The 22,204-nt window shown below is 70.4% G+C and carries 23 protein-coding genes and 1 tRNA gene; 12 read left to right on the top strand and 12 right to left on the bottom strand.

The window, feature by feature from the left end; all coding sequences use genetic code 11:
- Positions 1-378 precede the first annotated feature (378 nt).
- Positions 379-1,497: an ice-binding family protein gene (locus AB0F68_RS10405; RefSeq protein WP_357334869.1), complete on the top strand. Its 1,119-nt coding sequence runs from the start codon at positions 379-381 to the stop codon at positions 1,495-1,497.
- A gap of 531 nt (positions 1,498-2,028) precedes the next feature.
- Here AB0F68_RS10405 and AB0F68_RS10400 read toward each other — a convergent pair.
- A complete protein-coding gene (locus AB0F68_RS10400) occupies positions 2,029-2,202 on the bottom strand; it encodes a hypothetical protein (RefSeq protein WP_357334867.1) in 174 nt (57 codons plus the stop codon).
- A complete protein-coding gene (locus tag AB0F68_RS10395; protein ID WP_357334865.1) occupies positions 2,199-2,417 on the bottom strand; it encodes a flavin reductase in 219 nt (72 codons plus the stop codon). The genes AB0F68_RS10400 and AB0F68_RS10395 overlap by 4 nt, the downstream gene beginning before the upstream one ends.
- Before the next feature lie 320 nt (positions 2,418-2,737).
- On the opposite strand from AB0F68_RS10395, the gene AB0F68_RS10390 reads away from it, so the two are divergent.
- Both AB0F68_RS10390 and AB0F68_RS10385 read left to right on the top strand, forming a co-directional pair.
- On the top strand, positions 2,738-3,139 hold the full coding sequence (locus AB0F68_RS10390) for a winged helix-turn-helix domain-containing protein (RefSeq protein ID WP_357334863.1): 402 nt from the start codon (positions 2,738-2,740) through the stop codon (positions 3,137-3,139).
- Between the two features lie 164 nt (positions 3,140-3,303).
- Positions 3,304-3,687, top strand: a complete 384-nt coding sequence (locus tag AB0F68_RS10385; protein ID WP_357334860.1) for a DUF6000 family protein — start codon at positions 3,304-3,306, stop codon at positions 3,685-3,687.
- 633 nt (positions 3,688-4,320) lie between these two features.
- Here the strand turns inward: AB0F68_RS10385 and AB0F68_RS10380 are convergent.
- Positions 4,321-4,944 carry a hypothetical protein gene (locus tag AB0F68_RS10380; protein ID WP_357334858.1) on the bottom strand — a complete coding sequence of 208 codons (624 nt, stop codon included), beginning with the start codon at positions 4,942-4,944 and terminating at the stop codon, positions 4,321-4,323.
- A gap of 327 nt (positions 4,945-5,271) precedes the next feature.
- On the opposite strand from AB0F68_RS10380, the gene AB0F68_RS10375 reads away from it, so the two are divergent.
- A complete protein-coding gene (locus tag AB0F68_RS10375) occupies positions 5,272-5,847 on the top strand; it encodes a hypothetical protein (protein WP_357334856.1) in 576 nt (191 codons plus the stop codon).
- 546 nt (positions 5,848-6,393) lie between these two features.
- On the opposite strand, the gene AB0F68_RS10370 is transcribed toward AB0F68_RS10375, so the two are convergent.
- Positions 6,394-6,861: a hypothetical protein gene (locus tag AB0F68_RS10370; RefSeq protein ID WP_357334853.1), complete on the bottom strand. Its 468-nt coding sequence runs from the start codon at positions 6,859-6,861 to the stop codon at positions 6,394-6,396.
- Positions 6,862-7,409: 548 nt separating this feature from the next.
- On the opposite strand from AB0F68_RS10370, the gene AB0F68_RS10365 reads away from it, so the two are divergent.
- On the top strand, positions 7,410-8,492 hold the full coding sequence (locus AB0F68_RS10365) for a HupE/UreJ family protein (protein WP_357334851.1): 1,083 nt from the start codon (positions 7,410-7,412) through the stop codon (positions 8,490-8,492).
- 487 nt (positions 8,493-8,979) lie between these two features.
- Entirely contained in the window at positions 8,980-10,038 is a 1,059-nt protein-coding gene (locus tag AB0F68_RS10360; protein ID WP_357334849.1) for a HupE/UreJ family protein, read from the top strand.
- A gap of 11 nt (positions 10,039-10,049) precedes the next feature.
- Here AB0F68_RS10360 and AB0F68_RS10355 read toward each other — a convergent pair whose 3' ends face one another.
- Positions 10,050-10,409 carry a metalloregulator ArsR/SmtB family transcription factor gene (locus tag AB0F68_RS10355; protein WP_357334847.1) on the bottom strand — a complete coding sequence of 120 codons (360 nt, stop codon included), beginning with the start codon at positions 10,407-10,409 and terminating at the stop codon, positions 10,050-10,052.
- 67 nt (positions 10,410-10,476) lie between these two features.
- On the opposite strand from AB0F68_RS10355, the gene AB0F68_RS10350 reads away from it, so the two are divergent.
- From AB0F68_RS10350 to AB0F68_RS10335, 4 genes are all read left to right on the top strand, one after another.
- Positions 10,477-11,541, top strand: a complete 1,065-nt coding sequence (locus tag AB0F68_RS10350; RefSeq protein WP_357334845.1) for a cation diffusion facilitator family transporter — start codon at positions 10,477-10,479, stop codon at positions 11,539-11,541.
- Between the two features lie 106 nt (positions 11,542-11,647).
- The gene (locus tag AB0F68_RS10345; RefSeq protein WP_357334842.1) at positions 11,648-12,013 is read left to right on the top strand and encodes a hypothetical protein; all 366 of its coding nucleotides are present in this window, start codon (positions 11,648-11,650) and stop codon (positions 12,011-12,013) included.
- Positions 12,010-13,254 (top strand): tyrosine-type recombinase/integrase, encoded by a 1,245-nt coding sequence (locus tag AB0F68_RS10340; RefSeq protein WP_357335366.1) that lies wholly within the window; start codon positions 12,010-12,012, stop codon positions 13,252-13,254. The genes AB0F68_RS10345 and AB0F68_RS10340 overlap by 4 nt, the downstream gene beginning before the upstream one ends.
- 46 nt (positions 13,255-13,300) lie before the next feature.
- Positions 13,301-13,744, top strand: coding sequence for a hypothetical protein (locus tag AB0F68_RS10335; protein WP_357334840.1), 444 nt, complete (start codon positions 13,301-13,303; stop codon positions 13,742-13,744).
- Between the two features lie 106 nt (positions 13,745-13,850).
- Here the strand turns inward: AB0F68_RS10335 and AB0F68_RS10330 are convergent.
- The 7 genes from AB0F68_RS10330 to AB0F68_RS10300 all read right to left on the bottom strand — a co-directional run bounded on the left by AB0F68_RS10330 (position 13,851) and on the right by AB0F68_RS10300 (position 20,897).
- A tRNA-Ala gene (locus AB0F68_RS10330) sits at positions 13,851-13,924 on the bottom strand.
- Positions 13,925-14,091: 167 nt separating this feature from the next.
- The gene (locus AB0F68_RS10325) at positions 14,092-14,643 is read right to left on the bottom strand and encodes a dihydrofolate reductase family protein (protein ID WP_357334838.1); all 552 of its coding nucleotides are present in this window, start codon (positions 14,641-14,643) and stop codon (positions 14,092-14,094) included.
- Positions 14,644-14,736: 93 nt separating this feature from the next.
- Positions 14,737-15,522, bottom strand: a complete 786-nt coding sequence (locus tag AB0F68_RS10320; protein WP_357334835.1) for a hypothetical protein — start codon at positions 15,520-15,522, stop codon at positions 14,737-14,739.
- Between the two features lie 179 nt (positions 15,523-15,701).
- The gene (locus tag AB0F68_RS10315; protein ID WP_357335363.1) at positions 15,702-16,304 is read right to left on the bottom strand and encodes a GNAT family protein; all 603 of its coding nucleotides are present in this window, start codon (positions 16,302-16,304) and stop codon (positions 15,702-15,704) included.
- A 94-nt stretch (positions 16,305-16,398) separates the two neighbouring features.
- Entirely contained in the window at positions 16,399-17,712 is a 1,314-nt protein-coding gene (gene glp, locus AB0F68_RS10310) for a gephyrin-like molybdotransferase Glp (RefSeq protein WP_357334833.1), read from the bottom strand.
- On the bottom strand, positions 17,709-18,704 hold the full coding sequence (locus tag AB0F68_RS10305; RefSeq protein WP_357334831.1) for a UTP--glucose-1-phosphate uridylyltransferase: 996 nt from the start codon (positions 18,702-18,704) through the stop codon (positions 17,709-17,711). Before AB0F68_RS10305 ends, glp begins: the two co-directional genes overlap by 4 nt.
- Positions 18,705-18,713: 9 nt before the next feature.
- Positions 18,714-20,897 carry a diguanylate cyclase gene (locus AB0F68_RS10300; protein WP_357334829.1) on the bottom strand — a complete coding sequence of 728 codons (2,184 nt, stop codon included), beginning with the start codon at positions 20,895-20,897 and terminating at the stop codon, positions 18,714-18,716.
- Positions 20,898-20,980: 83 nt separating this feature from the next.
- On the opposite strand from AB0F68_RS10300, the gene AB0F68_RS10295 reads away from it, so the two are divergent.
- Positions 20,981-21,628, top strand: coding sequence for a 5-formyltetrahydrofolate cyclo-ligase (locus AB0F68_RS10295; protein WP_357334826.1), 648 nt, complete (start codon positions 20,981-20,983; stop codon positions 21,626-21,628).
- 62 nt (positions 21,629-21,690) lie between these two features.
- Positions 21,691-22,032: an FmdB family zinc ribbon protein gene (locus tag AB0F68_RS10290; protein ID WP_357334823.1), complete on the top strand. Its 342-nt coding sequence runs from the start codon at positions 21,691-21,693 to the stop codon at positions 22,030-22,032.
- Positions 22,033-22,204 lie beyond the last annotated feature (172 nt).

The raw sequence follows: 22,204 nt of genomic DNA, 5'->3' as shown, positions 1-22,204 counted from the left end.
TGACCAGCCAGCCGTAAGGCTCCCGCGGCCCGGTCAGGCCACCCGGGCCGCGAACATCAGGCTGCCGGCCGTCAACTCGGCTGGAACCGGCTCACTCAGGTGCCTGCAGTTCTCACAGCACGGTGGGCGGTGCTCCACAGTCCAGTCTCTATGGGTAAAACCTTGCGGATTGTCCTATTTCTACCATGTGGCGCAGTCTGTGATGGTTTGGTAGTCATCGCGCCTCATTGCGCCCTATGCACTGCTTCGGGCAGGACGGGCCTTTGCGAGACGCCTCCTGCAAGTAGTACCCACGGAGGGTGTTCTGTGAAAGTTAAACCCATTCATCGCCTCAAGCGGGTGGTCCCGCCAGCGCTCGCGTTTTCCGCGGCTACCGCCGTGGTCGTCACCATGCTGATCTTCAACTCGACTGCGGCCAACGCGCAGGAGGCGCCGGTGGGCCTCGGCACAGCCGGCAACTTCTCGGTGCTGGCCGGGGCCGAGCCCACCAACACCGGCCCAAGCTTCCTGGAGCAGAGCCTCGGAAGGTACCCGGGGAACACTGCGTCGGGCTTCGAGACGGCAACCATCGGCGGTGAGATCCACCTCGGCGACGCGGTCGCCCTGAAGGCCCAGAACGACCTGACCACGGCCTTCAACGACGCCGCCGGCCGGACCCCGTTCACCAACCTGCCCGCAGAACTCGGCGGGAACACCCTCAACCCCGGCGTCTACCGGATCGGGGCAGCGCAGCTGACCGGGGCACTGACGCTCAACGCCCATGGCAACCCCCAGGCCGTGTTCATCCTCCAGGTTGACTCCGCGCTGACGACGGCGTCGAACAGCAGCGTCGTCCTGATCAACGGCGCTTCGCCCTGCAACGTGTTCTGGAAGATCGGCAGCTCGGCGACGATCGGCACTGGCACCACCTTCGTGGGCACCATCATGGCTCAGGCGTCGATCACGATGGCCACGGGCGCGACTCTCCAGGGCCGCGCGCTGGCTCGAACCGCCGCCGTCACCCTCGACAACAACGTCATCACCGCCCCGCTGTGCGCCGGCCCGACGGGCCCGCCCGGCCCGACCGGTCCGCCCGGCCCGACCGGCGCCCCAGGCCCGACCGGCGCCCCAGGCCCGACCGGCGCCCCCGGCAGCCCTGGCGCACCCGGCAGTCCTGGTGCCCCAGGCGCTCCCGGCGCCCCAGGCGCTCCCGGCGCCCCAGGCGCTCCCGGCGCCCCAGGCGCTCCCGGCGCCCCAGGCGCTCCTGGTGCGCCCGGCAGCCCTGGCGCACCCGGCAGTCCTGGTGCCCCAGGCGCTCCCGGTAGCTCCGGTGGGCCCGGCGCTCCCGGTAGGCCCGGCAGTCCTGGTGGGCCAGGCGGTCGGGGCAACGACTCCGGAATGCTGCCGGTAACCGGTAGCGGCCTGGTCCCGGCCCTGACGGGAACGGGAAGTGCGATGGTCGCCCTGGGCGGAGTCATGTTCCTCCTCGCCCGGCGTCGCCGAACACACCAGTCCTGATCGGAGGCCCGGCCGGCGACCTGCCGGCCGGGCCTTCAAGCGGCTACGGCGATGTCCGCCCGGATCCTCGGTGCCGAGGCGGCGTCGTCAGTCGGTCGCCCGACCAATGACCAGAGGGCACATCCGTTGATCGGATGTGCCCTCTGGGCTCCGTCGGGACGGCCGGATGTGAACCGGCGACCCGTTGAACCCAGGCAACCAACGCGGCCCGCTAGATCGCCGTGACCATGAACATCTACGCCCAGGGCGCCTCCGGGGCGACCGAGACGGCCTGCACCCGGCTCAGCGAGCAGTTCCTGTGAGCTGATGCACGCCGATGCGGTACAAGATCGAAAAAGGGGGTCTCCCACCACGGGAAACGGCCTTTGAGCTGGGTGGAGCTGAGGGGATTTGAACCCCTGACCCCCTCGATGCGAACTGGCTGCATCGTGGTCTGGTCGGGCCGCTCCCGAGGTCACCGGCTCTGCTGACGCTCGACTCGGCCCGGTTCGGCTGGCACGGTTGCTGTACTTCGCTGCTGTACTGCTGGCATCAGACGAGGCGCTGGATGCGCACCTTGGGGCGCTGGTTCTTGAGGTGGCCGTGCTTGTGCTGGCGGACCTGCTCGTCCCAGACCTCCTGGTCGTAGTCCGGGTTCGGCGGGATCCAGCGGTGGGAGCCGTCGCTGTAGTGGAACTTTCCGTCTCCGGCTCGGAGGATGCTCATCGGGTCCAACCCAGGAAGCGGTGGTGCAGGTGGCCGGCGGGGACGTGGGGCAGGTCCTGGGTGGCGTCGACGAGTTGGGCGGCGAGGTAGAGGGCCAGCGACACCGGTGCGCGGTCGTACTCGGCTAGCAGTTCCAACCGCCGGCTCTGGCAGGGCCACTCCCCCGCACAGCCGCCGCACGTCCAGGCCGGCTTGATTGGGTGGTGAGTGGTCATCGCAGACCGTCCTGGCTGGGCCAGTGGCCGCGGTTGATCGGGATGCGGTGACGGCTGCGACACGGCAGGGTCGCGCCGCAGCGGCAGATGCGCCGCCAGTGCCGCCATGACCAGACCGGCCGGTGCCGGCGGGCCAAGGTCAGGGCGACAGCGAACAGGTACTCCTCGTACGAGACGCGCGGCACTGGACCCCCTGGAGCATGAAGTCGATGGCAGGCGTTCGGCCCGGAGCTGGCAGCCGGACGCCAGAGGTAACCGTAACGACGTAGGACTGTAGATACAATAAGATGTAGAGCTGTTGGACACGTAGCGTCACAGCCGTGATCGACCCGAGCGCAGACCGCGCCGTGTTCCGGCAGCTCGCGGACCTTCTGCGAGACCGGATCACGTCTGGCGACCTTGCGCCCGGCGCGTCGCTGCCGAGTGAGCTGCGGCTAGCTCAGGAGTACGGGCTGAGCCGCACGAGCGTCCGACAGGCGATAGCGCTACTTCGGTCGGAAGGGCTCGTGATCGTGGAACCACCGCGCGGCACCTTCGTCCGCGCCAACGAGCCAACCGAGACAGTCACCCTCCTCAAGGGCGACACCGCGTCTGCCCGGATGCCCACCCCCGCAGAGCGACGCGAACTCGAGATCGGCGAGGGCGTCCCAGTCATCGTGATCTTCCGCGCTGGCGGCTCCCGGGAGACGTACGCCGCCGATCGCATTCGCGTCGGCCGCTGACCGACGCATTACGAGTCGGCTCCTCGACGCTGGTCCATCGTTTGACTCTCGTGCCGGACATGGCGTCCCCGTCCGCGATCGTCCGTTCATGCTCGCTGGTTTGGCTGCTCGACGGGAGCCGGCTCCTGCTCTGATCGCGCGATGCGCCCGGCTATCTTGCGAGGGTGGATCAAGGGAGTAGCGAGGGGCTGGTTGCCCAGTACGTCGTACCGTTCTACCTCGACATGATGGGAACCAACGCCCTCAGGTACGGACTTCCCTTGCTCGCGGCCGTGGCCGAGGCGAACCGAGCCATAACCGCAACCGATGTAATCGCACTCCTGAGAGACGGCTGGCGCACTCGCGTCATGGGCGCCTGGTACTCAGTAGGGGTCGGGGGTGCGGACGTGACTGCCGCGGTTCTCCATGCTCTAGCCACATCGCGGGGTTCCCTCGATGCGCCGCCGCTCGCGACGGCCGCCGTTTTTCTGGCCGGCCCCGATGCCACCGAAGCCCTACAGCAGTCTTTACGGCGGATCAGGCCCATGGCTGGGGGGCAAGTGGAGTGATCGCCGCTGCGGCGGACTACCTCCGTCGTCACCACCAGGTCGCCACGCCGCTTCCACGTCCAACCGACGAAGACCGAGACACCTTCAACGCTCTCATCGATGTCGCGCGACGCCTGCAAACGGCCTGACCGGCCCCGTCGCCGACTTCTCGCTTACAAGAGGAACATGCCGCTGGCGCGGCACCCCGGCTGCCTGGAAATAGCCCAGACTGGTCCATCTCAGTCACGCCTGGGGCTACTTCCGTCTGAGCTCTGTGCACCTCGTCCGGCGGCGTCCGTCCGCGTGTGCGACCTCGAGCAACCGTCCGCCGTGCGCTGTCGGCGGCTGTCCACATCCGGGCCGGTTGCTGTCAGCGTTGCTGCAATCCTCAGCTCTAACGGCATCAGCACGTCGGGAGCGCAATGCCAGTCCATCGGGGAAGGGGAAGGGGACGGCTGCGGCAACCTCTACAGCCCGCGGGAGTGGCGGGAGTGGATGGCCAGCGACAGGGTCGGCACGCTGCTGCCCGGCGGCCGCCTGGGGGATCGCCGCCGCGGCCGGTAGACACCAGCACTACGAAAGCCACCCGAGCATCCGTGCTGGATGACTTTTCGTATGCGTCTGCATCCCAATCTTAGACACCGCTCCATTGCCTTAATGATACCAATTGCTGTAAGCCGCAGCGCCATAAAGCAACAGAAGCACTACCCCTAATTTGATGACCACGGCACGGACGGCCACTCCTACTTGCGAGCCGTAGGAGCCGATTTCAACGGCCACCTTGGCATCTTTCAGGTATTCACTCACTGCGTCCTTGTCCAAGACGGGGGCACGATCAGTCAAGACTTGGATCTGTAGTTCCTGCCCTTGACGAATCAGGTACGGACCGATAAGTAAGTCTTGATCGTCTACGGCCACAGCTTCAGGTGGAGAACCGAGAAGCGCAACCGGCACGCGGAAATTGATCCTAATAGGCCGACCCCGATAGAATTGATCGTCATCGACTGCGTGCCTGCCCGTGTTCCTCACGATTACCGTCACGACGTAAGGATCCTCAAGCACCCGACCCCGACGCCAAATGTCTAGATCCTCGACGCGATCCCCCGCGTGGCCGAGGATGCGAGCCGGCGTCAGCAGATGGATGCTGAGACGCCTCCTTGGCGGGAAGACCGCCTCGCGTGCGAAGTAAAGGGCCGGGGCAGCAAACAGGAGGGCAAATACGGCCACGGCGAGTGTCACGGCACTGAAGCCCTTGCCCTCGAGCAGGTTGAGCGCCATAACCGCCAACCGACACCTCCACCGCCAGAGCCGATTACCGGCAGACTACGCAGCACTCCCGCGCTGAGGATCCTCCGAAGAGGCCCACCTATCAGTCACCTTGGGCGCAGCCGGATCGTGATCCACGCCGACGGGTACCGCGAGTGCGCCGGGGAGCTAGGCTGCGGCAAGCTCTACAGCCCGCGGGAGTGGCGGGAGGGGATGGCCAGCGACAGGGTCGGCAAGTTGCTGCCCGGCGGCCGCCCGGGGGATCCCCGCAGGGGCCGGTAGGCACCATCATCGAGACATGACACGGTCCCGACGTGGCTGGCGTTCGCGTCGCCGGCAGTGGCGCTCGCTGCACTGATGGTGGGAGTCGTCTCGCTGCTGACGGCACGGTCGTCGCTGAGGGTCGCTCGGGAAACGTTCAAGCGTGCTGGGCCGACGGTGGCGGGTGAGGCGGACTGCCTCCCTCCGGGCCTTTACCCGCTGACGATCTTTCTCACTCTGCACAACGCGGGGCTTGCGCCCGTCGATGTTGATCGCCTGACGCTCGTCCGCAGGAACCCCCTCTATGACACGGATGCGACCTCACCATTTTCGGCACCGATGGAACCTCAACCTGAAAGTGAGCACGAGCGGTCGTTGACCCGCGAGGCCTTCAAGGGGCCGCAGCTTCCACACCGGCTAGAGCCGGGATCGTCGGCGATGTGGCGGTTGCCCATCAAGGACTTCGCGGGTACGGGCTCCACCGCCACCGAAGACTGGGAGTTCGTCGCCCGAAGCGCGATGTGGCTGCGCACGAGCGTCAAGGTGTATCTCGGGAACGGATCGCAGGTGGAGATACCTCTGCTGGCGAGGTTGGCGGAGCTGTATTTCGTCGCCAAACACCGCCACGCCCAGGCAGAGGCCAAGGACGCATGACGTACAACCCGCCCGGACGCCGAGCTCCGTCGGCCGCCGTCTCGTCGGCGGAGCTTGAACTCCCGCACAGGCTCGCAGATCCAGCGAGCTGGGAGTACCCTGACGGCCCCAGCTGGAACGGCGCGCTGACACTCGTTCGTACCGATTCCGGCCTGGCAGTCAGCCGCCTCTCCCCTGAAGAGGCTGCGGAGCGAGACAAGGCTTGAGCTTTCGCCCAGTGGATGGAAGCAGCTGAGGCGAGTCGTGCCAGGGCCGGCGCGCGCAGCGCTCCAGGCACGCTTTCCAAGTCTGCTCGGCCCCGCACTCGATTGATCGGGCCGGTTCGCCATCTAGGCCAACCCGAACGGCCGGTCGCCTACGGTCACCCGCGCACGCCCATGAACGAGACGACAAGTGAGACGAAGCAGGACGCCCGACCGACCATCCTGATCTAGAAGCCTGACCGGTGCCGAGCCGTAAGTCCACGTCGGGCTGGCCCGTGAGACCGACATAGAAACGCCGACGGCGGCGCGGGGCCACCCGTGCCGCCGTCGCTCGTCGCGGAGGTCAGGCCTTCTTGGTCAGGCAGAGCAGGTAGTACTTGTCCCCGGTGCGCTCGTTGCCCCAGAACACGTAGCCGTCCTCGCCCTCCTTGATGTACTGGTCGCAGGCCTCGCCGGCCTGCGCCTGGGCCTCAGTCTGGCCGTCAACCCGACCCACGACGTTGTACACCGCCTCGGTGGAGGTGCACTCCACCACCTTGGCGTCGTTGGCCTCCGTTTCCTTGCCGTCGGCCAACTCGGGCAGCTTCGCGATGCAGTCGCCGGCCTTCGCCTGCACGGTGTCATCGCGCTGCTCCCACAGGTGGAGGCCGCCCTTGACGAGGCCAATCGCCACGACGGCGAGAAGGAGGCCGACGATGCTGAGGATCTTCCGACCCCGGGACTTCTTCGCCTCCGCCGACGGCTGCGCCGGGAAGGCCGGCTCGGGCTGGCCGGGCTGCGGGGGGAAAGGCGGTGCGACCTGCTCTGACACTGGTGTTCCTTCCAAGGGGTGATACAGCAGGCGACACCATAACCAGCACGCCCAACCGGGCCGTTCATCCTTTCAGCCAGTTTCCAGACTCCAGCGCCACCAGCCAAACCACGCCACTCTGCGATCTCTATGCTCTGGGACGGCGTGCGGTACGGAGGGGTCGTCGCGTGGTTCGACGGCGAGCGCCCCTGTGGCCAGCCCGACGGCGGTCAACGGCACTGGCGGACGTGCTGGCGGGCGCCGGACTCAGGGGTTCCGCAGGACGAGCCGCCCAACGTCCACTGACGGGTTTTCGGAGCTACGACCCCTCGCTTGTAAGTTCTGGGCAGCCTTCCAGTTGCGTCCACCGTCGACCGGCCTGCCTTCGTCGGGCCTACCGAGAACGGTTGGTCGTCCGCCGTCGTTCGTCATCGTTGCTACAGGCGTTGCTACACCTGCTGGTCCTAGATTCCGCACTCTGCAAGTCAGCTGCCCGCCGCTTTTTGCCCCAGTGCCTAGCAAATACGGCACTATGGGCAATAAAGGACGAGTGGGCTGAGGAGAAGTAGTTGCGGCAGCGGATCGGTTGGTGGCCGGCGTCGTGCTCGGGCGTTATTGGTCTGTCAGGGGTACTGCTGGGCGGCTCGTCAACGGCAGCGTCTGCCCACGGTGTGCACGGGACGGGTACCGAGACGGTCGGGGGATTTGTCTCGCTGGGCTTTACCCACATGCTGCTCGGTTGGGATCACTTGCTGTTCGTCGCGGGAGTGGTGCTGCTGGCATCGCGCGCAAGGCCGGCTTTGACGCTGGTCTCGTTGTTCGCGTTGGGGCACAGCCTCACGTTGATTACCGCCACGGTGGCTGGTTGGAAGTTCAATGCCGACGTGGTCGACATCGTGATCGCGCTGAGCCTGGTGTTCGTCGGCGTGGTCGGCCTGTTCCGCCGGCCAAAGAAGTACCGGTGGGTCGGCGCGGCGGTGCTGGCCTTCGGGCTGATCCACGGGCTCGGCCTGTCCACCCGGCTGCAAGCGATCGGGATGCCCGAAGACGGACTGCTGATTCGCGTGGTGGCCTTCAACCTCGGGGTGGAGCTGGGGCAACTGCTGGCCGTTTACGTCATCTACGTGCTGGCTGACCTGCTGCGGCAGAACTTCGCCCCCGCCAAAGCCAGACGTGTCGGGTTCGGCTCCCTGCTCGTGGTCGGGCTCGTGGCCAGCGCGGCGCTGTCCTACGTCTCGGCAACTCGCACGCCGATCAGCAGCTATCGGATGACGACGCAGGCGCTGGGTACCTGCCTGCTGGGCGAGCATGCTCCACCGCCGCATGTCGGTGGGAGCCGGCCCGCCAAGAACTTCTATGAGCCCACCGAGCCTGCCCCCGCAGCGGACTTGGACAGAGCCGTCGGCAACGGATACCTCGTCGTCGGATACCGTCCCGACTTGCCCACCTCCCAGGTGGCGCAGCTACGCGCGTTCGTCACCAGCCCCGAGGGTGCTTCGGTCGTCGGCGCCGCGATGCCACAGCAACGCGACCCCGTGCTCGCTCGGACCGCCTACCAGACCATGACGTGCCCGCGCTTCAACCTGGCCGCGTTGAAGAGCCTCGCCAGGAGTTGGTCGAGTGATCCTCGCTCACGTACTGCGGGGCCATGACGGCTCCCCCGGCGTGCCCAGCTAGATTCGGCTGCCGTTCCTAACATCGGGTTCGGCGGGACCCACCCGATGGTCGTCGTTCGTCACCGCCGCCGTGGTTGGCGTCATCGCCAATCTCGGCCTGTACTTTGCCGCGCACACCCTGTTCGCCCGACAGCAACTCGTGACCACCAGCCCCCTGCACCTGAAGCTGCCCGACCTGGCAGTTAGCGACCGGTGCCGCTGGTAATCGCCGTCGTCGCGGCGTTGTTGGTCTTCGGTCTCCGCTGGTCGGTTCTGCGCGTCCTGGCGGTCAGTGCCGCCCTGGATCTCGCCGCTGGCCTGCTGGGGCTTCCCGTGTCCTGACCGGTCCAGCCATCGCGGCGCCCGGGGCTGCGATTCGTGGTTGCCTGGGTCACGGCGGGAACTGGACGGCTCGGCGGAGCGACTAGTAGACGACCCGGCACGCTCAGGGCTTGCGGGCGGCTACGGAGGAAAGGGCGGGGCGATGCTCGCTGGGGTGCGACGGGGCGCGGTGGTTGCTGGTGTGGTGGCGTTCATCGTGCTGGCCGTGCCGGGTGCAGCCTTGGCTCACGGTGTGGGCGGATCAAGCGACACGGTCGGCGGGTTCGTGTGGCTGGGGACCAAGCACATGCTCGCCGGCTGGGATCACCTGGCGTTCGTCGGTGGCATTCTGCTCCTGGCCGGTGAGATCCGGCGGGCGGCGAAGCTGATCTCGCTGTTCGCGCTCGGGCACAGCATCACTCTGTTCACCGCCACGGTGGCGGACTGGCACGTCAACCCCGCCTTGGTCGACATCGTCGTCGCGCTGAGCCTGGTCTTCGTCGGCGTGGTCGGACCGCGCGGCCGGCCGAAGAACTGGACGTGGTTCGCCGCCGCCGTCCTCGGCTTCGGCCTGGTCCACGGCCTCGGGCTGTCGACCCGGTTGCAGGATCTCGGCCTACCCTCGGACGGGATGATCCCCCGGGTGCTGGCCTTCAACGTCGGCGTAGAGATCGGGCAGCTCATCGCTGTTGGGGCCATGTTCATGCTCGGTGACGTGCTCAGCCACTTCTTGCCGAAGCTGAAAGAGCCCCGCCTGTCCCACGGCGTTCTCGTCGCCGCGGGGGTCGTGGCCGCGTCGATCCTGGCCCTCACCTCCGGCGGCGAGGCGCTGCGTCCGGTCCAGGCCGATCCCGCCGTGGGCGCCTGCACGGTCCGGGACCGCACCGAAACCTTCCCCGCCGGCGGCGGCCACCCGGCCAAGGATTTCTTCGAGCCCGGGGAGACGGTGCCAGCAACCTCGTTCGGGCACGTCATCGGCGACGGCTATGTGATCGTCAACTACCGCCCCGACCTGGCCGCCGAGCAGCTCGCCCAGGTGCGCGCCTACGTCACCGACCCCGCAGCCGGCCGGGTCGTCGGCGGCCCCGCCCCCGGCCAGACCGAGGCGGTCAAGGCCGTGCACGCCTACAACACCGCCGCCTGCGACGCCGTCGACATCGAGGCGGTACGCCAGTTCACCCGCGACTGGTTCGCCGATCCCCGCTCCAAGCCGATCGAATAGGGGGCCGCGGCTCAATCGTGCTCCGGCGCGCCAGTTACCCGATGCGACGCCGCATGCAACACCTCGGTCACCAACCGGCGCACATGCCCGCCCCTGGCCCGATAGAGAGCCCGGCGGCCCTCCCGCCGCACGCTGACCAACCCGGCCAACCGAAGCTTGCCCAGGTGCTGCGACACCGCCGGCCGCGCCATCCCCACCGCTGCCACCAGCGCCGTCACGTCGTACTCGCCCTCGCAGAGCAACGCCATCAGCCGCAGCCGTGTGGGATCGGCCAGCATCCGCAACATGTCCGTCGCCGCAGCGACCTGCGGCCATTCAGGCAGACGTTGTTGCAGCTCCTTGGCATCTGCAACGTTGTCGCGTGCGTACATGAGCACATATTATCGCCGCCGTCAGGGGTAGCAACCGCCTGTGCGACCGGGCGACCTAGGGGAAGCAGTGAACGACCACGACCACGGTCATGACCACCCGCACAACCACGACCACGGGCATGCCCACGGCGGCCGGCTCGCTGCCTGGTGGCACCGGCTGACGCACGCGGTCGTCCCGCACTCCCACGACTCCCGCGCGAAGATCGACCCCGCGTTGGAGTCCTCCCGTGACGGGCTACGCGCGCTGTGGATCTCGCTGGTCGGCCTCGGGGTCACCGCGCTGGCCCAGGCGGTCATCGTGGTGCTCTCGGGCTCGGTCGCCCTGCTCGGCGACACCCTGCACAACGTCGCCGACGCCCTGACCGCCGTACCTCTCGGCATCGCCTTCCTCCTCGGCCGCCGCGCCGCCACCCGCGCCTACACCTACGGCTACGGCCGCGCCGAAGACCTCGCCGGCATCGTCATCGTCCTCGTCATCGCCGGCTCCGCCGTCGCCGCCGCCTGGACCGCCATCACCCGGCTACTGCACCCCGCCGCGATGACCCACGTGCCCTGGGTCGCCGCCGCCGGCCTCGTCGGGTTCATCGGCAACGAGCTGGTCGCCCGCTACCGCATCCGCGTCGGCCGCCGCATCGGCTCCGCCGCCCTCATCGCCGACGGCCTGCACGCCCGCACCGATGGCTACACCTCCCTCGCCGTCCTCGCCGCCGCCGGCGGCGCCGCACTCAGCTGGCGGTGGGCCGACCCCGTCGTCGGCCTGGCCATCGCCGTCGCCATCACCTTCGTCCTCAAAGACGCCGCCCGAGAGGTCTACCGACGCCTCATGGACGCCGTCGACCCCGCCATCGTCGACCAGGCCGAAACCACCCTGCGGGCCGTCGACGGCGTCCAGGACGTGGCCGCGGTGCGACTCCGCTGGATCGGTCACCGCCTCCACGCCGAAGCCGAGCTGGTCGTCGATGCGAACCTCAGCCTCGTTGCCGCGCACGAGATCGCCGCCGACGCCGAACACCAACTCACCCACGCCGTGCCCCGCCTGACCACCGCCACCGTGCACACCGACCCCGACAGCCACCCCGGCGGCCACCACCACACCGACCTGTCGCACCAACGCCGCCAAACTCGCTCCTGACTCCCGGCCTCGGGAAGCCAACACTGGAATGGGAGTCGAACGAATCGGCCCTCGGTGAGGCGAGAATGTAGCCACGGTTACCCATGACGGCGTCATCGGGGGAAGCATGCTGACCTGGTCGACAATGCTCTACGGCGCTGCCCTGTCCGCGCTGCTCGCCGCCCTCCTCGCCGCCGCCGCCGGACCCCGACGCCCCGCCGTGATCGCCACCGTTGCCGTCGCAGCACTGGCCGGCCCCCTCGCCTGGAACGCGATCCTGCACGCCACGCACGGCACACAGTTCTTCACCGACGCTCCCATCGCCGCTCTCCCCGCTTCCTGGCAGGACACAGGCAGCGGAGTCTTCACCATCGCCGCAACCGCACTCGCCCTCGGCCTCGGCCCGCTAGCCGCCGGCACTGGCCGCCGCATCGCCACCTTGGCCACCCTCGCCGGCCTCGCTGCCTTCGTAATCGACGTCTACCTCTACTGAGGGCTTCACGTCGAGTCGAAGCGGAACATAGAGCCGCTGTCCCGCCACCAGCGTCAACGGCCGGCGACACCTGCTCACACGGCGACTCGGGGCTGTGGGTAACCAAGCCCGATGGCAAGCGCACCCGCAAGTACGTTTACGGACAGACCCGTGAAGCCGTCCACGAAAAGTGGATCAGGCTGCACCAGCAGGCCAAGGCCGGGCCGGTTGTCACCCGTCTGCCCACCCTCGCCGGCTACCTCGACTCGTGGCTCCGCGATGTCGTCGAGCCGAACCTGGCCCCCGCCACGGCGGCCAACTACGACATGTTCGTCCGCCTCTACATCACGCCGGAGCTGGGCTCCCGCCGCCTCGACAAGCTGAGCGTGCGCGACGTGCAGACCTGGCTCAACCAGCCGCGGTCCGCCTGCCAGTGCTGCCTACAGGGCAAGGACGCCGCCCGGCCTGAGGGCAAGCGGAAGTGTTGTGCCGCCGGCCGCTGCTGCCGGCGGACCGTCTCCGAACGGACCGCCCGCGACGCCTGGACGACGCTCCGCGCCGCGTTGAACAACGGCGTCCGTGACGAGCTGCTGACCCGCAACCCGGCAGCGTTGCTCCGGGTGGCCAAGCCCCGCCCGCGCAAGGACAAGCCGTGGTCCGTCGACGAGGTTCGCCAGTTCCTGGAGTCGGCCCGCGCCGACGGCGACCCGCTCTACGCCGCGTACGTGCTGATCCTCGTGCTCGGGCTGCGCCGGGGTGAGGTGCTGGGCCTTCGGTGGGAGGACGTCGACCTGGCCGCCAACGAGCTGTCGGTGGCCTACCAGCTCCAGCGCATCCGCCGGCAGCTCCTGCACCGGGAGACCAAGACCGAGGCGTCGGACGCCACCCTGCCCCTGCCGGCCATCTGCACCACGGCCCTGCGTTCCCGCCGGGAAGATCAGCAGCGGCACCAGGAACACGCCGGCCGGGCCTGGCAGGACAGCGGCCTGGTCTTCGCCACCCGCCTCGGGACGCCGATCGAGCCGAGGAACTTCCACCGGGAGTTCAAGACCCGCTGCCGCAAGGCTGGCGTCCGGGAGATCTCCGTGCACACCACCCGACGCACCTGCGCCACCCTGCTGGTGGCCCTCGACGTCCACCCCCGGGTCATGATGCGGATCCTGCGGCACAGCCAGATCGCCGTGACCATGAACATCTACGCCCAGGTCGCCTCGGAGGCGACCGAGACGGCTCTCACCCGGCTCGGCGACCAGTTCCTGTGAGCTGTTGTACTGTCGCTCGGCCTCGATCAACTGAAGGAGTGTCAGGGTGGAGTCGTTGGGGATCTCGCATGACGCCTTCGGTCGGCTTCGCCTCGCCCACTTCGTAGCGGCGGAGCACCTTGAGCAGCTTCGCGGCTGGGAGTACCTGGAACGTTGCTGGGTTGGGGAGGCGTCGGGCTTCACGGAGTGGCTTCGTCTTGAGTCAGCCCCCGAGGTAACGCGTTCGGTAGCGATCGACCTCGTCGCCCTGCCCGAGCCAACGACTCAGAGCATGATCGACGCGCTCCGGCTCCCCCTGCGGGCAGGGCTGGACCAGCAAGAGATCACCGGCGTCTTCGGCGAGCCCACCGGCTCAGAGAGATTCGTGCAGGATCGCGTCACCCTCGTCTTCCGCATCGGCGCTGCCGAGCCCTACGAACTGAGCTGCACGGTTCACGAGGAGCAGGGGCTGATCTACCTCACGATGCACCCCACACCGCTGCCGGATTAGCTCGCGGCAGCCCCCATCGCCCCTGCGGTCGACGACTGCTGTACTTCGCTGCTGTATACGATCGAAAAGGCCGTCTCCCACACCGGGAAACGGCCTTTGAACTGGGTGGAGCTGAGGGGATTTGAACCCCTGACCCCCTCGATGCGAACGAGGTGCGCTACCGGTCTGCGCCACAGCCCCTCCGCTGGCGTACCAGCGTCGGTCCCACCCGGCTTGCACCGGGCGGGCCGGCGCCAAGGCTAACAGGTTCGGCACCGCCGACGCGAACCACCCCGCCGCCCGAGCAGATCTTGGAGGGAAAAGGCCCCCCAGGGGGGCCCAAACCCTCCAAGATCGCGGAGCGGACCTCAGGCGGGGGCGTACGTCAGGTTCAGGACGCCGCTCTTGAGAGTCGAGCTGTTCAGCAGCCGTAGGGGGTAGGTCGGCGTGTCCTCGAAGAGCCGCTGGCCGTGTCCCACGGCGATCGGGTGGACCAGCAGCCGCAACTCGTCCAGCAGCCCGTTGGCCAGCAGCCACCGCACCGTGGTGGCGCCGCCCGACATGCTGATGTCCCCCTCGGCCTGCTCCTTGATCTCCCGCAGCCGCGCCGCGACCCGGTCGGAGTCCCCGGAGATCAGGTGCGAGTTCTGCCAGGTCGTCTCGGTGAGGGTGTTGGAGAGCACGTACTTCGGCACCGAGTTGATGAACGACGCGAACTCGATGTCGTCCCCGGTCTGGTTCGGCCAGAACTCCGACCACTCCTGGTACTGCGTGCGCCCCATCAGAAACGCCGTGGTCGCCTCCACCCCGCGGCCGACCACGGCGCCCATCTCGTCGTCGAAGTAGGGGAAGTGCCACTGGTCGGGCCGCTCCACGACACCGTCCAGCGAGATGAAGAAGTTCGACACGATCTTGGCCATCAGAAGCTCCCCTGTCGGCGGCCGGCTCCGCACCGGCCTTCACCAACCCGTCGAACGACCCTGGCCGGATTCGACATCACCGGCCAGAAAATTTCAGGCGCCCCGCCCGCTCTGGTACGGCCGGCCCCGCAGGCCGCCCGCCCGGCGGTAGGAGACCGAACCGCCGCTCGCCGCGGGCGGCAGGTCCGCGGGCCGGTCCAGCCCCATCGCGGTACGCCGGACCGCCTCCCGCTGGGCGGCCAGCCGGCGCTGCGCCTCCCGCCGGGCCGCGGCGCGCCTGGCCTGCTCGCGGCGCACCTCGGCCTGGCGGGCGGCCAGCCACGCCGCCTCCCGGGCCTCCGCGCGCCGCCGCCGGCGCTCGGCCAGCGCCCGCTGCCGCAGGTGTACGACGTACGCCACGAGCAGGGCGCCGGTGACCGAGACGCTGATCCAGAACCCGGGGCTGACCAGCACCACGCCGATCAGTTCGACGAAGTTGAGCAGCAGCAGCGCGGCGAGCACCCGGCGCCGGCGGTAGATCGCCGGGGTGTGCTGCCGCCGCTTCGGCGGGTGCCGTCGGCGGGACTTGGCCGGGGCGGGTGGCACCGACCGGAGCCGGCCCGAGCGGCGTCGGGCCGGCGGCGCCGACACCGGCCGGGCAAGACTGCCCGTATCGGCGTCTTCACTGAGAGTGATGACGAGGGAGCGCGGCGGGTGCACCGGCCGCCGTCCGGGCACGGTGCGACGCCGACGGCGACGCTGGAGCACCCGCGCCGTCGACTGCGCCCGCTCCGCCACCAGCCGCTCGGTGGCGTCGTACCGGCGGACCAGCGCCGGCGCGAAGGCGAGCAGACCGGCGGCGGCGAGGACGGCGAGGAGCACCGAGGTCGGCACCCTCACCCCTCCCGTCACCAAAGTTCGGGGCGAGCGCCACACGACCGCAACTTCTTCCGTCGCCCGTCGTTTACGGCGCAGATCGTGCGGGCAGGCAGCGCTTGCCACAGCTTGCAGTTACTTGAGGTTACGGGCCACCGACCGACTTCACCGTGCGCCGCGCCGGGCGTGGCGGGTGGGAGGCTTCACCCACGGTTGTCACGTACGCGGTGCCACCGGGCCAGCAGCCCGCCCTCGGCGGCCACTTCCTCACTGGTCATCGCGTATCCGATGTGGTCCCGCCAGGCGCCGTCGATGTGCATGTAGCGCACGTGGTAGGCCTCCTCACGGAAGCCGAGCTTCTCCACCACCCGGCGGGACGGCTGGTTCTCGGGCCGGATGTTGACCTCGATCCGATGCAGGCCGCCGGGGCCGAACGCGTGGTCCACGGCCAGGGCCACCGCGGTGGGGATGACGCCGCGACCGGCCACTCGGGAGTCCACCCAGTAGCCCACGTATCCGGAGCAGAACGCCCGCCGCACGATGCTGCCCACGTTGATGTGGCCGACCAGCCGCTCCGCGCCGTTCTCGCGCAGGCAGACCGCGAACGGCAGGCCGTCGCCGGTCCGCGCGGACTTCCGCTGGTCGGCGTGGACGAAGCGAAACGCGGACGGCGAGTTCATCTCGTCCCAGCTGCCCGGCAGGTGGGACTCCCAGGGTGCCAGCCAGGCCCGGTTGGCCCGCCGGATCTCCGACCAGGCCATCGCGTCGGAACGCCGGTAGGGCCGCAGCACCACCGGACCGTCCATCAGCACCGCCGGCCAACCTGGCGGCCGTCGGAACCAACTCACCGAGTCAGCCTTCCGTTCGCGACTGCGGGGCTCGCAAGCTCACTCCTCGCGCTCACCGGCGCCGGTCCAGCAGCAACACGTCCACCGTGGAACCCGCCGCCGCGGTGGTGACCCGCTCGCCGAGCACCAGCAGGCCGTTCGCCTCGGCCAGGCCGGAGAGGGTGAACGGCCCACCGACAAGTGGCTGCACGGTGTAGCCGCCGCCGCGCCGCTCGGCGACGTGGGCCGGGCGGAACTCGCGCAGCCCCACCGGCGACGAGACCGTCTCCAGCAGGTGCGCCCGGACGCTGGGCCGGAACACCGGCTCGGCGCCGGCCAGCAGCTGGATGGCCGGACGGGCCAGCACCTCGAAGCCGATCAGCGCCGCACCGGGCTCACCGGGTAGACACACCACCGGCACCTCCTCGGCGCCGACCGTACCGAATCCGAGGGCCGTTCCGGGAAAGAGAGCGACCTCGGTGAAGGTGACCGGCCCGGCCCGGCCACCCTCCCGGCGGGACAGGATCCGGCGGACCATGTCGCCGGGGCCGGTGCCGGTGCCGCCGGTGGTGATGATCAGGTCGGCCCGCAGGGTCTGGTCCTCCAGCAGGCCGCGCAGCGCCTCGGGGTCGTCGTCGCAAATCCCGACCCGGTACGCCAGCGCGCCCGCCTCGGCCGCTGCGGCGGTCAGCGCGTGCGAGTTGGTGTCCACCACCTGCCCGGGCTGGCTGCCCCGGCCGACGTCGACCAGTTCGTCGCCGGTGGCCACGATGACCACCCGCGGGCTGGGCCGCACCACCACGTGCCCGATGCCGGTGGCGGCGAAGACCGCGACCAGGGCGGGCGAGACGTAGGTGCCGGCGCGGGCGAGCAGGGTGCCGGCGGGCAGTTCCTCCCCGGCGCGGCGGACGCCGTAGCCCCGTTTGGGGGCGCGGAAGATCTCCACGGCGGCCATGCCCTGGTCGGTCCACTCCACCGGGACCACCACGTCGGCGCCGATGGGCAGCGGCGCGCCGGCGGCCACCGAGAAGCAGGAGCCGGGGGTGAGCCGGACCGGCCGCCAGCTCGCCGCACCGAGGTCACCGACCACGTTCAGCCGGATGCTGCGGCCACCGGGAATACCGGAGGGGGCCGGGACGTAGCCCGGCCCCCGGCTCCCTCCGGAGATGTCCTCCCAGCGCGCGGCGTACCCGTCCACCGCCGCCTGGTCGAAGGCGGGGTACGAGTGCGGCGCGACCACGTCCTCGGCGAGGACGTTGCCGTACGCCTGGGTGAGGTCGAGGTCGAGCGGAGGCAGCGCGCGTAACCTGCGCAGCACGCTGCCCAGGTAGTCGGCGAGCGGCGTCAACTCGTTCGCGGCCGCCTCGGCGTCGGCCGTCGCGGTCATGTACCGGCACCGCCGGACGCGTTGCGCATCCCGTTCAGAATCGCGGCGCTGACCGTCTCGTCGCCGTTGTTGACGAACTCGGTGAGCCACTTGCGGAACTCGGCGCCGAGGTCCTCCCGCTCGACGGCGATCTGCACCACGGTCTGGAGGTAGCCGAGCGGCATGCCGGTGTCGTAGCGGGTGCCCCGGTAGACGATGGCGTGCACCGGCACCCCCTCGTTACGCAGGAGCTCCATGGCGTCGGTCAGCTGGATCTCCCCGCCGCTGCCCGGCTCGGTGCGCCGGATCGCGTCGAAGATCTTCCCCGGGAGCACGTAGCGGCCGAGGACGGCGAGGTTGCTCGGGGCGTCCTCCGGCTTCGGCTTCTCGACCATGCCGGTGACCTTGACGACCTCGGCGAGGTCGCTGAACTCCGACCCGGCCGGCTCGACGGAGGCGATCCCGTAGCGCGAGGTGTCGGCCGGGTCGACCTCGAAGAAGGCCAGCACGACGCCGCCGGTGCGGGCCTGGAGGTCCAGCATGGCCGGCAGCAGCGGCTCGTCCATCTTGACGAACTCGTCGCCGAGCAGCACCGCAAAGGGCGCGTCGCCGACGTGGGACTCGGCGTAGCCGACGGCGTGGCCGAGGCCGAGCTGCTCGGGCTGGCGGCAGGTGTAGATTTCGGCCAGCTCCTCGGGGCGGCGTACGGCCTCCAGCACGTCGGGCTTGCTCTCCAGCCGCGCCTCCAGGTCGGGCCGGCGGTCGAAGTGGTCCACCATCGACGTCTTGCCGCGTCCGGTGATCAGCAGCACGTCGGTCAGGCCGGCCTGGGCGGCCTCCTCGACGATGTACTGGAGCACCGGCCGGTCGACGACCGGCAGCAGCTCCTTGGGCACCGCCTTGGTGGCCGGCAGGAACCGGGTGGCCAGGCCGGCGGCCGGGATGACGGCCTTGACCGCACGGGAGCGACCGGTCGCGGCGGTCGCTGAGGGGTTCGCTGAGTGCTCCGACATGTCGCGAGACTATCGGCCACGGCTCTGCCGCGGCGGGTGAGGACCGGAAGACGCGCCGCCCTGTGCCACCGTCGCGGCGTCCCCGGCGCCGGCCCGGGGCAGTCCGTCGGGCGGGCTGACCGTGGTGACGACCACGGGGATCTCCTGGGTGGGGACCGGGTCGGGGGCCTGGGCCAGCCGGTAGCCGTCCCGGCCGGCCGCCTTCGCCGCGTAGAGCGCGTCGTCGGCGGCGTCGAGCACCTGCTGGCCACCGGCCGCGTGGTCCGGGTAGACGGCGATGCCGATGGAGACGGTCACCCGTACCCGGATCGGCTCCCCGGCGTGCCCGTCCACGGGCACCGGGTGGTCCCGGACCACCGCGCCGAGCCGCTCGGCGACGATCGTGGCGCCCCGGGCGTCGGTCTCCGGCAGCAGCACCACGAACTCCTCGCCGCCCTGCCGGAACGCCAGGTCGACCTCGCGGATCTCGCCGCGTACCCGGCGGGCGAACTCGACCAGCACCGCGTCCCCGGCGGCGTGCCCCCAGGTGTCGTTGACGTCCTTGAACCGGTCCAGGTCGAGGGCGAGCACGCTGAGCATCCGGCCGAAGCGGTTGGCCCGCTCCACCTCGCGCCGGATCGACTCGCGCAGGTAGCGGTAGTTCCACAGCCCGGTGAGCGGGTCGGTCAGGGAGAGCCGCTGCGCCTCCTCGTGCACCCGGACGTTCTCCACCGCCACCGCCGCGTGCCCGGCGAAGGTCCGCAGGGTGACGAGGTCGTCGTCGTCGAACTCGTCCGCGCCGAGCCGGTCGTACAGGGCCAGCACGCCGAGCGCCGCGGAGTCGGACGCCTCGGCCGGGGGATGGCCGGGCCGGTCCGGGTCGCCGCGCGGTTCCGCGCCGCGGGGGGCCGCGAAGGGCACCGCCACGTACGTCTCGCAGGACGGCTCGCCGGTCGGCGCGTCCGCCGGCTCCCACCGCCCGCGCAGCGGCTCCCCGGTGGCGGCCACCGTGCCGACCACCCCGGCGCCGACCGGCACCCGCAGCGTCGCCGGATCGGCCCGGTCCTCGGTCGGCCAGCGCCCGTCCAGCCCCTCGACGCACTGGCCGACCAGCACGTCCTCGCCGTCCAGCAGCAGCACCGCGCCGGCCCGGGCCCCGGTGGCGGCGATCGCGCTGTGCAGGATCACCCGCAGGATGCGTTGCAGGTCGTGGGTGCTGGCCAGGGTGTCGCCGAGCACGGTCAGGTGACCGCGGAGCTGGTCCCGGCTGCTGGTCAGCGCCGCCACGTAGCTGCCGGTCTCCCGGGTCATCCGGTTGAACGCGCCGGCCAGCCGCCCGATCTCGTCCCGGCTGCGGACCGGCACGCGCGCGGTCAGGTCGCCATGCGCCACCCGGTCCACCGCGCCGGCCAGCTCCACCAGGGGCCGGGTGGTCACCCGGGCCAGTCGCCAGGCGGCCAGCACGGCCAGCAGGGCGGCCAGCACCACCGCGCCGACCAGGGCGGCGTAGAGGCCGGGCGGGCGCTCCCCCGGCACCGAGAGCACCAGCGGCAGCGGCTGCCCGGGGGACGGGCCGACCCGGCGCACGTACCGGCCGTCGGCGGTCCCGGTCACCCGTTCCCCGTCCGCCTCGCGGGCAGCGGCCAGCACCGCTGCGCGTACCTCCCGTTTTTCGGTCGTGTGGGTGATCCGGCCCGGGTCGTCGAGGAGGGTGACCCCGACGCCGGTCACCGCGGCGAGCCGCGCCACGAAGGCCGGGTCGACGGGCAGCGCGGCGGCAACGGTGCCCAGGTCGGCGCCGGCCGGGTCGCGGAGCCGGACCCGGGCGGCGAGCGCGCGGACCGGGCCGGCGGGCGCGTCGGCGGCGCAGTCCTGCCAGGGGCCGGCCGGGCCGCCGAGGGTGGCGTAGCTGGTCCGGCCGGCGGCGTCGGCGATCTGCACGCCGGCGGCCACGCCCCGGCCGACCATCTGGTCGGCCGCGCGGGACCGGGCGGCCGGGTCGGCGACCAGCGCGACCGCGTCGGCTGCCGCGCGGAGCTGTTGACAGAGGGCGTCGACGGAGGTGCGCACCCCGGCCGCCGCCACGCCCAGCCGCTCGACGGCGCGACCGCGGTCGACGGCGCTCAGGGTGGACCCGACGAAGACCGCGCCGAGCAGGACGGGGCCGAGCACCACCGTGAGGAACGCCGCCGTCAACCGCCCCCGTAGCGTCAAGCTTCCCCCCGGAAGTTCTGCGCCCCTCCCTGCGATGCTGACACAGAGCGACGGTGAGGCAAGCGTTGCGTCAGGAGTGTTGCGTGCCGGAATTTTCTGATGGAGCGGATGTGGCCAAGCGGGACCAGCGGATCGCCCTGCTCGCCCACCGCCGGTCGCTGCCCGCGCCACGCCGGGCGGAGGCGGCGGCGTCCGTCCAGGCCGAGCTGGTCGCTCTGGTACGCCGGCTGCGCCCGGCCCGGATGACCGCGTACGTGCCGGTCGGCTCGGAGCCGGGCGGCAGCGACCTGCCCGCGGCGCTCCGGGCGGCGCTCCCCCCGGAGGCCGAGCTGCTGCTGCCGGTGCTCCTCCACGACCTCGACCTGGACTGGGCCGCCTACACCGGCCCGGAGTCGCTGCGGGCCGCCGGCCGGGGCCTGCGCGAGCCGACCGGCCCGCCGCTGGGCAGCGCGGCGGTGGCCGGGGCCGACCTGGTGGTGGTGCCGGCGCTGGCGGTGGACCGGCGCGGTTTCCGGCTCGGCCGGGGCGGCGGCTCGTACGACCGGGCGCTGGCCCGGGTGCCCGCCACGGTCCCCACGGTGGCGCTGCTGCACGACGGGGAGCTGGTCGGGGCGGTTCCGGCCCAGCCGCACGACCGGCCGGTACGCTTCGTGATCACGCCGGGAGGCGGGCTGGTGGCGGTGCCGGATGTGGCCCGGGGCGCTTCCGCTGGACGAACCCGGGTTCCATGACGCACCATTGGCACTCGAATCCGTCGAGTGCCAACCGGCCGTGCCAAGATCCGGAGGAGAACGTGCCCACGTACCAGTACGCCTGCACCGCGTGCGGCCACCAGCTCGAGGCGGTGCAGTCCTTCTCCGACGCGCCGCTGACCGAGTGCCCGGCGTGTGAGGGGCGGCTGCGCAAGGTCTTCAACTCGGTCGGCGTCGTGTTCAAGGGCTCCGGCTTCTACCGCACGGACTCCCGTTCGTCCGGTTCCGAGAGCGCCACGAGCACCGCGAGCAAGCCGGCGAAGTCCGAGTCGTCGACCAGCAGCTCGTCCGGCGGCTCCTCGACCGGGTCGAGCAACGGCTCGTCCGGCTCGTCCTCGAGTTCGTCGGCCGGCAAGTCGCCGGCCGCCAGCAGTTCCTCCTGACCTCGTCAGGCTCCCGGAAAGTGGTCATCCCGCGCGGATGGCCACTTTTCGCGTTTCCCGGTCGTTTTCCCCGCCGCTTGTCCACGGTGAGATGCTTCGTCCCGCCCGGTCGGCCATGATCGTCGTGCTCCCGGCGCTGGTCTGACTCTTTGTCCACCTGGCGCCTCGGCTG

Source organism: Micromonospora sp. NPDC023966, from assembly GCF_040639095.1.
In the GTDB taxonomy this organism is placed as follows: Bacteria; Actinomycetota; Actinomycetes; order Mycobacteriales; family Micromonosporaceae; genus Micromonospora.
This window is presented reverse-complemented; position numbering and strand designations above follow the sequence as displayed.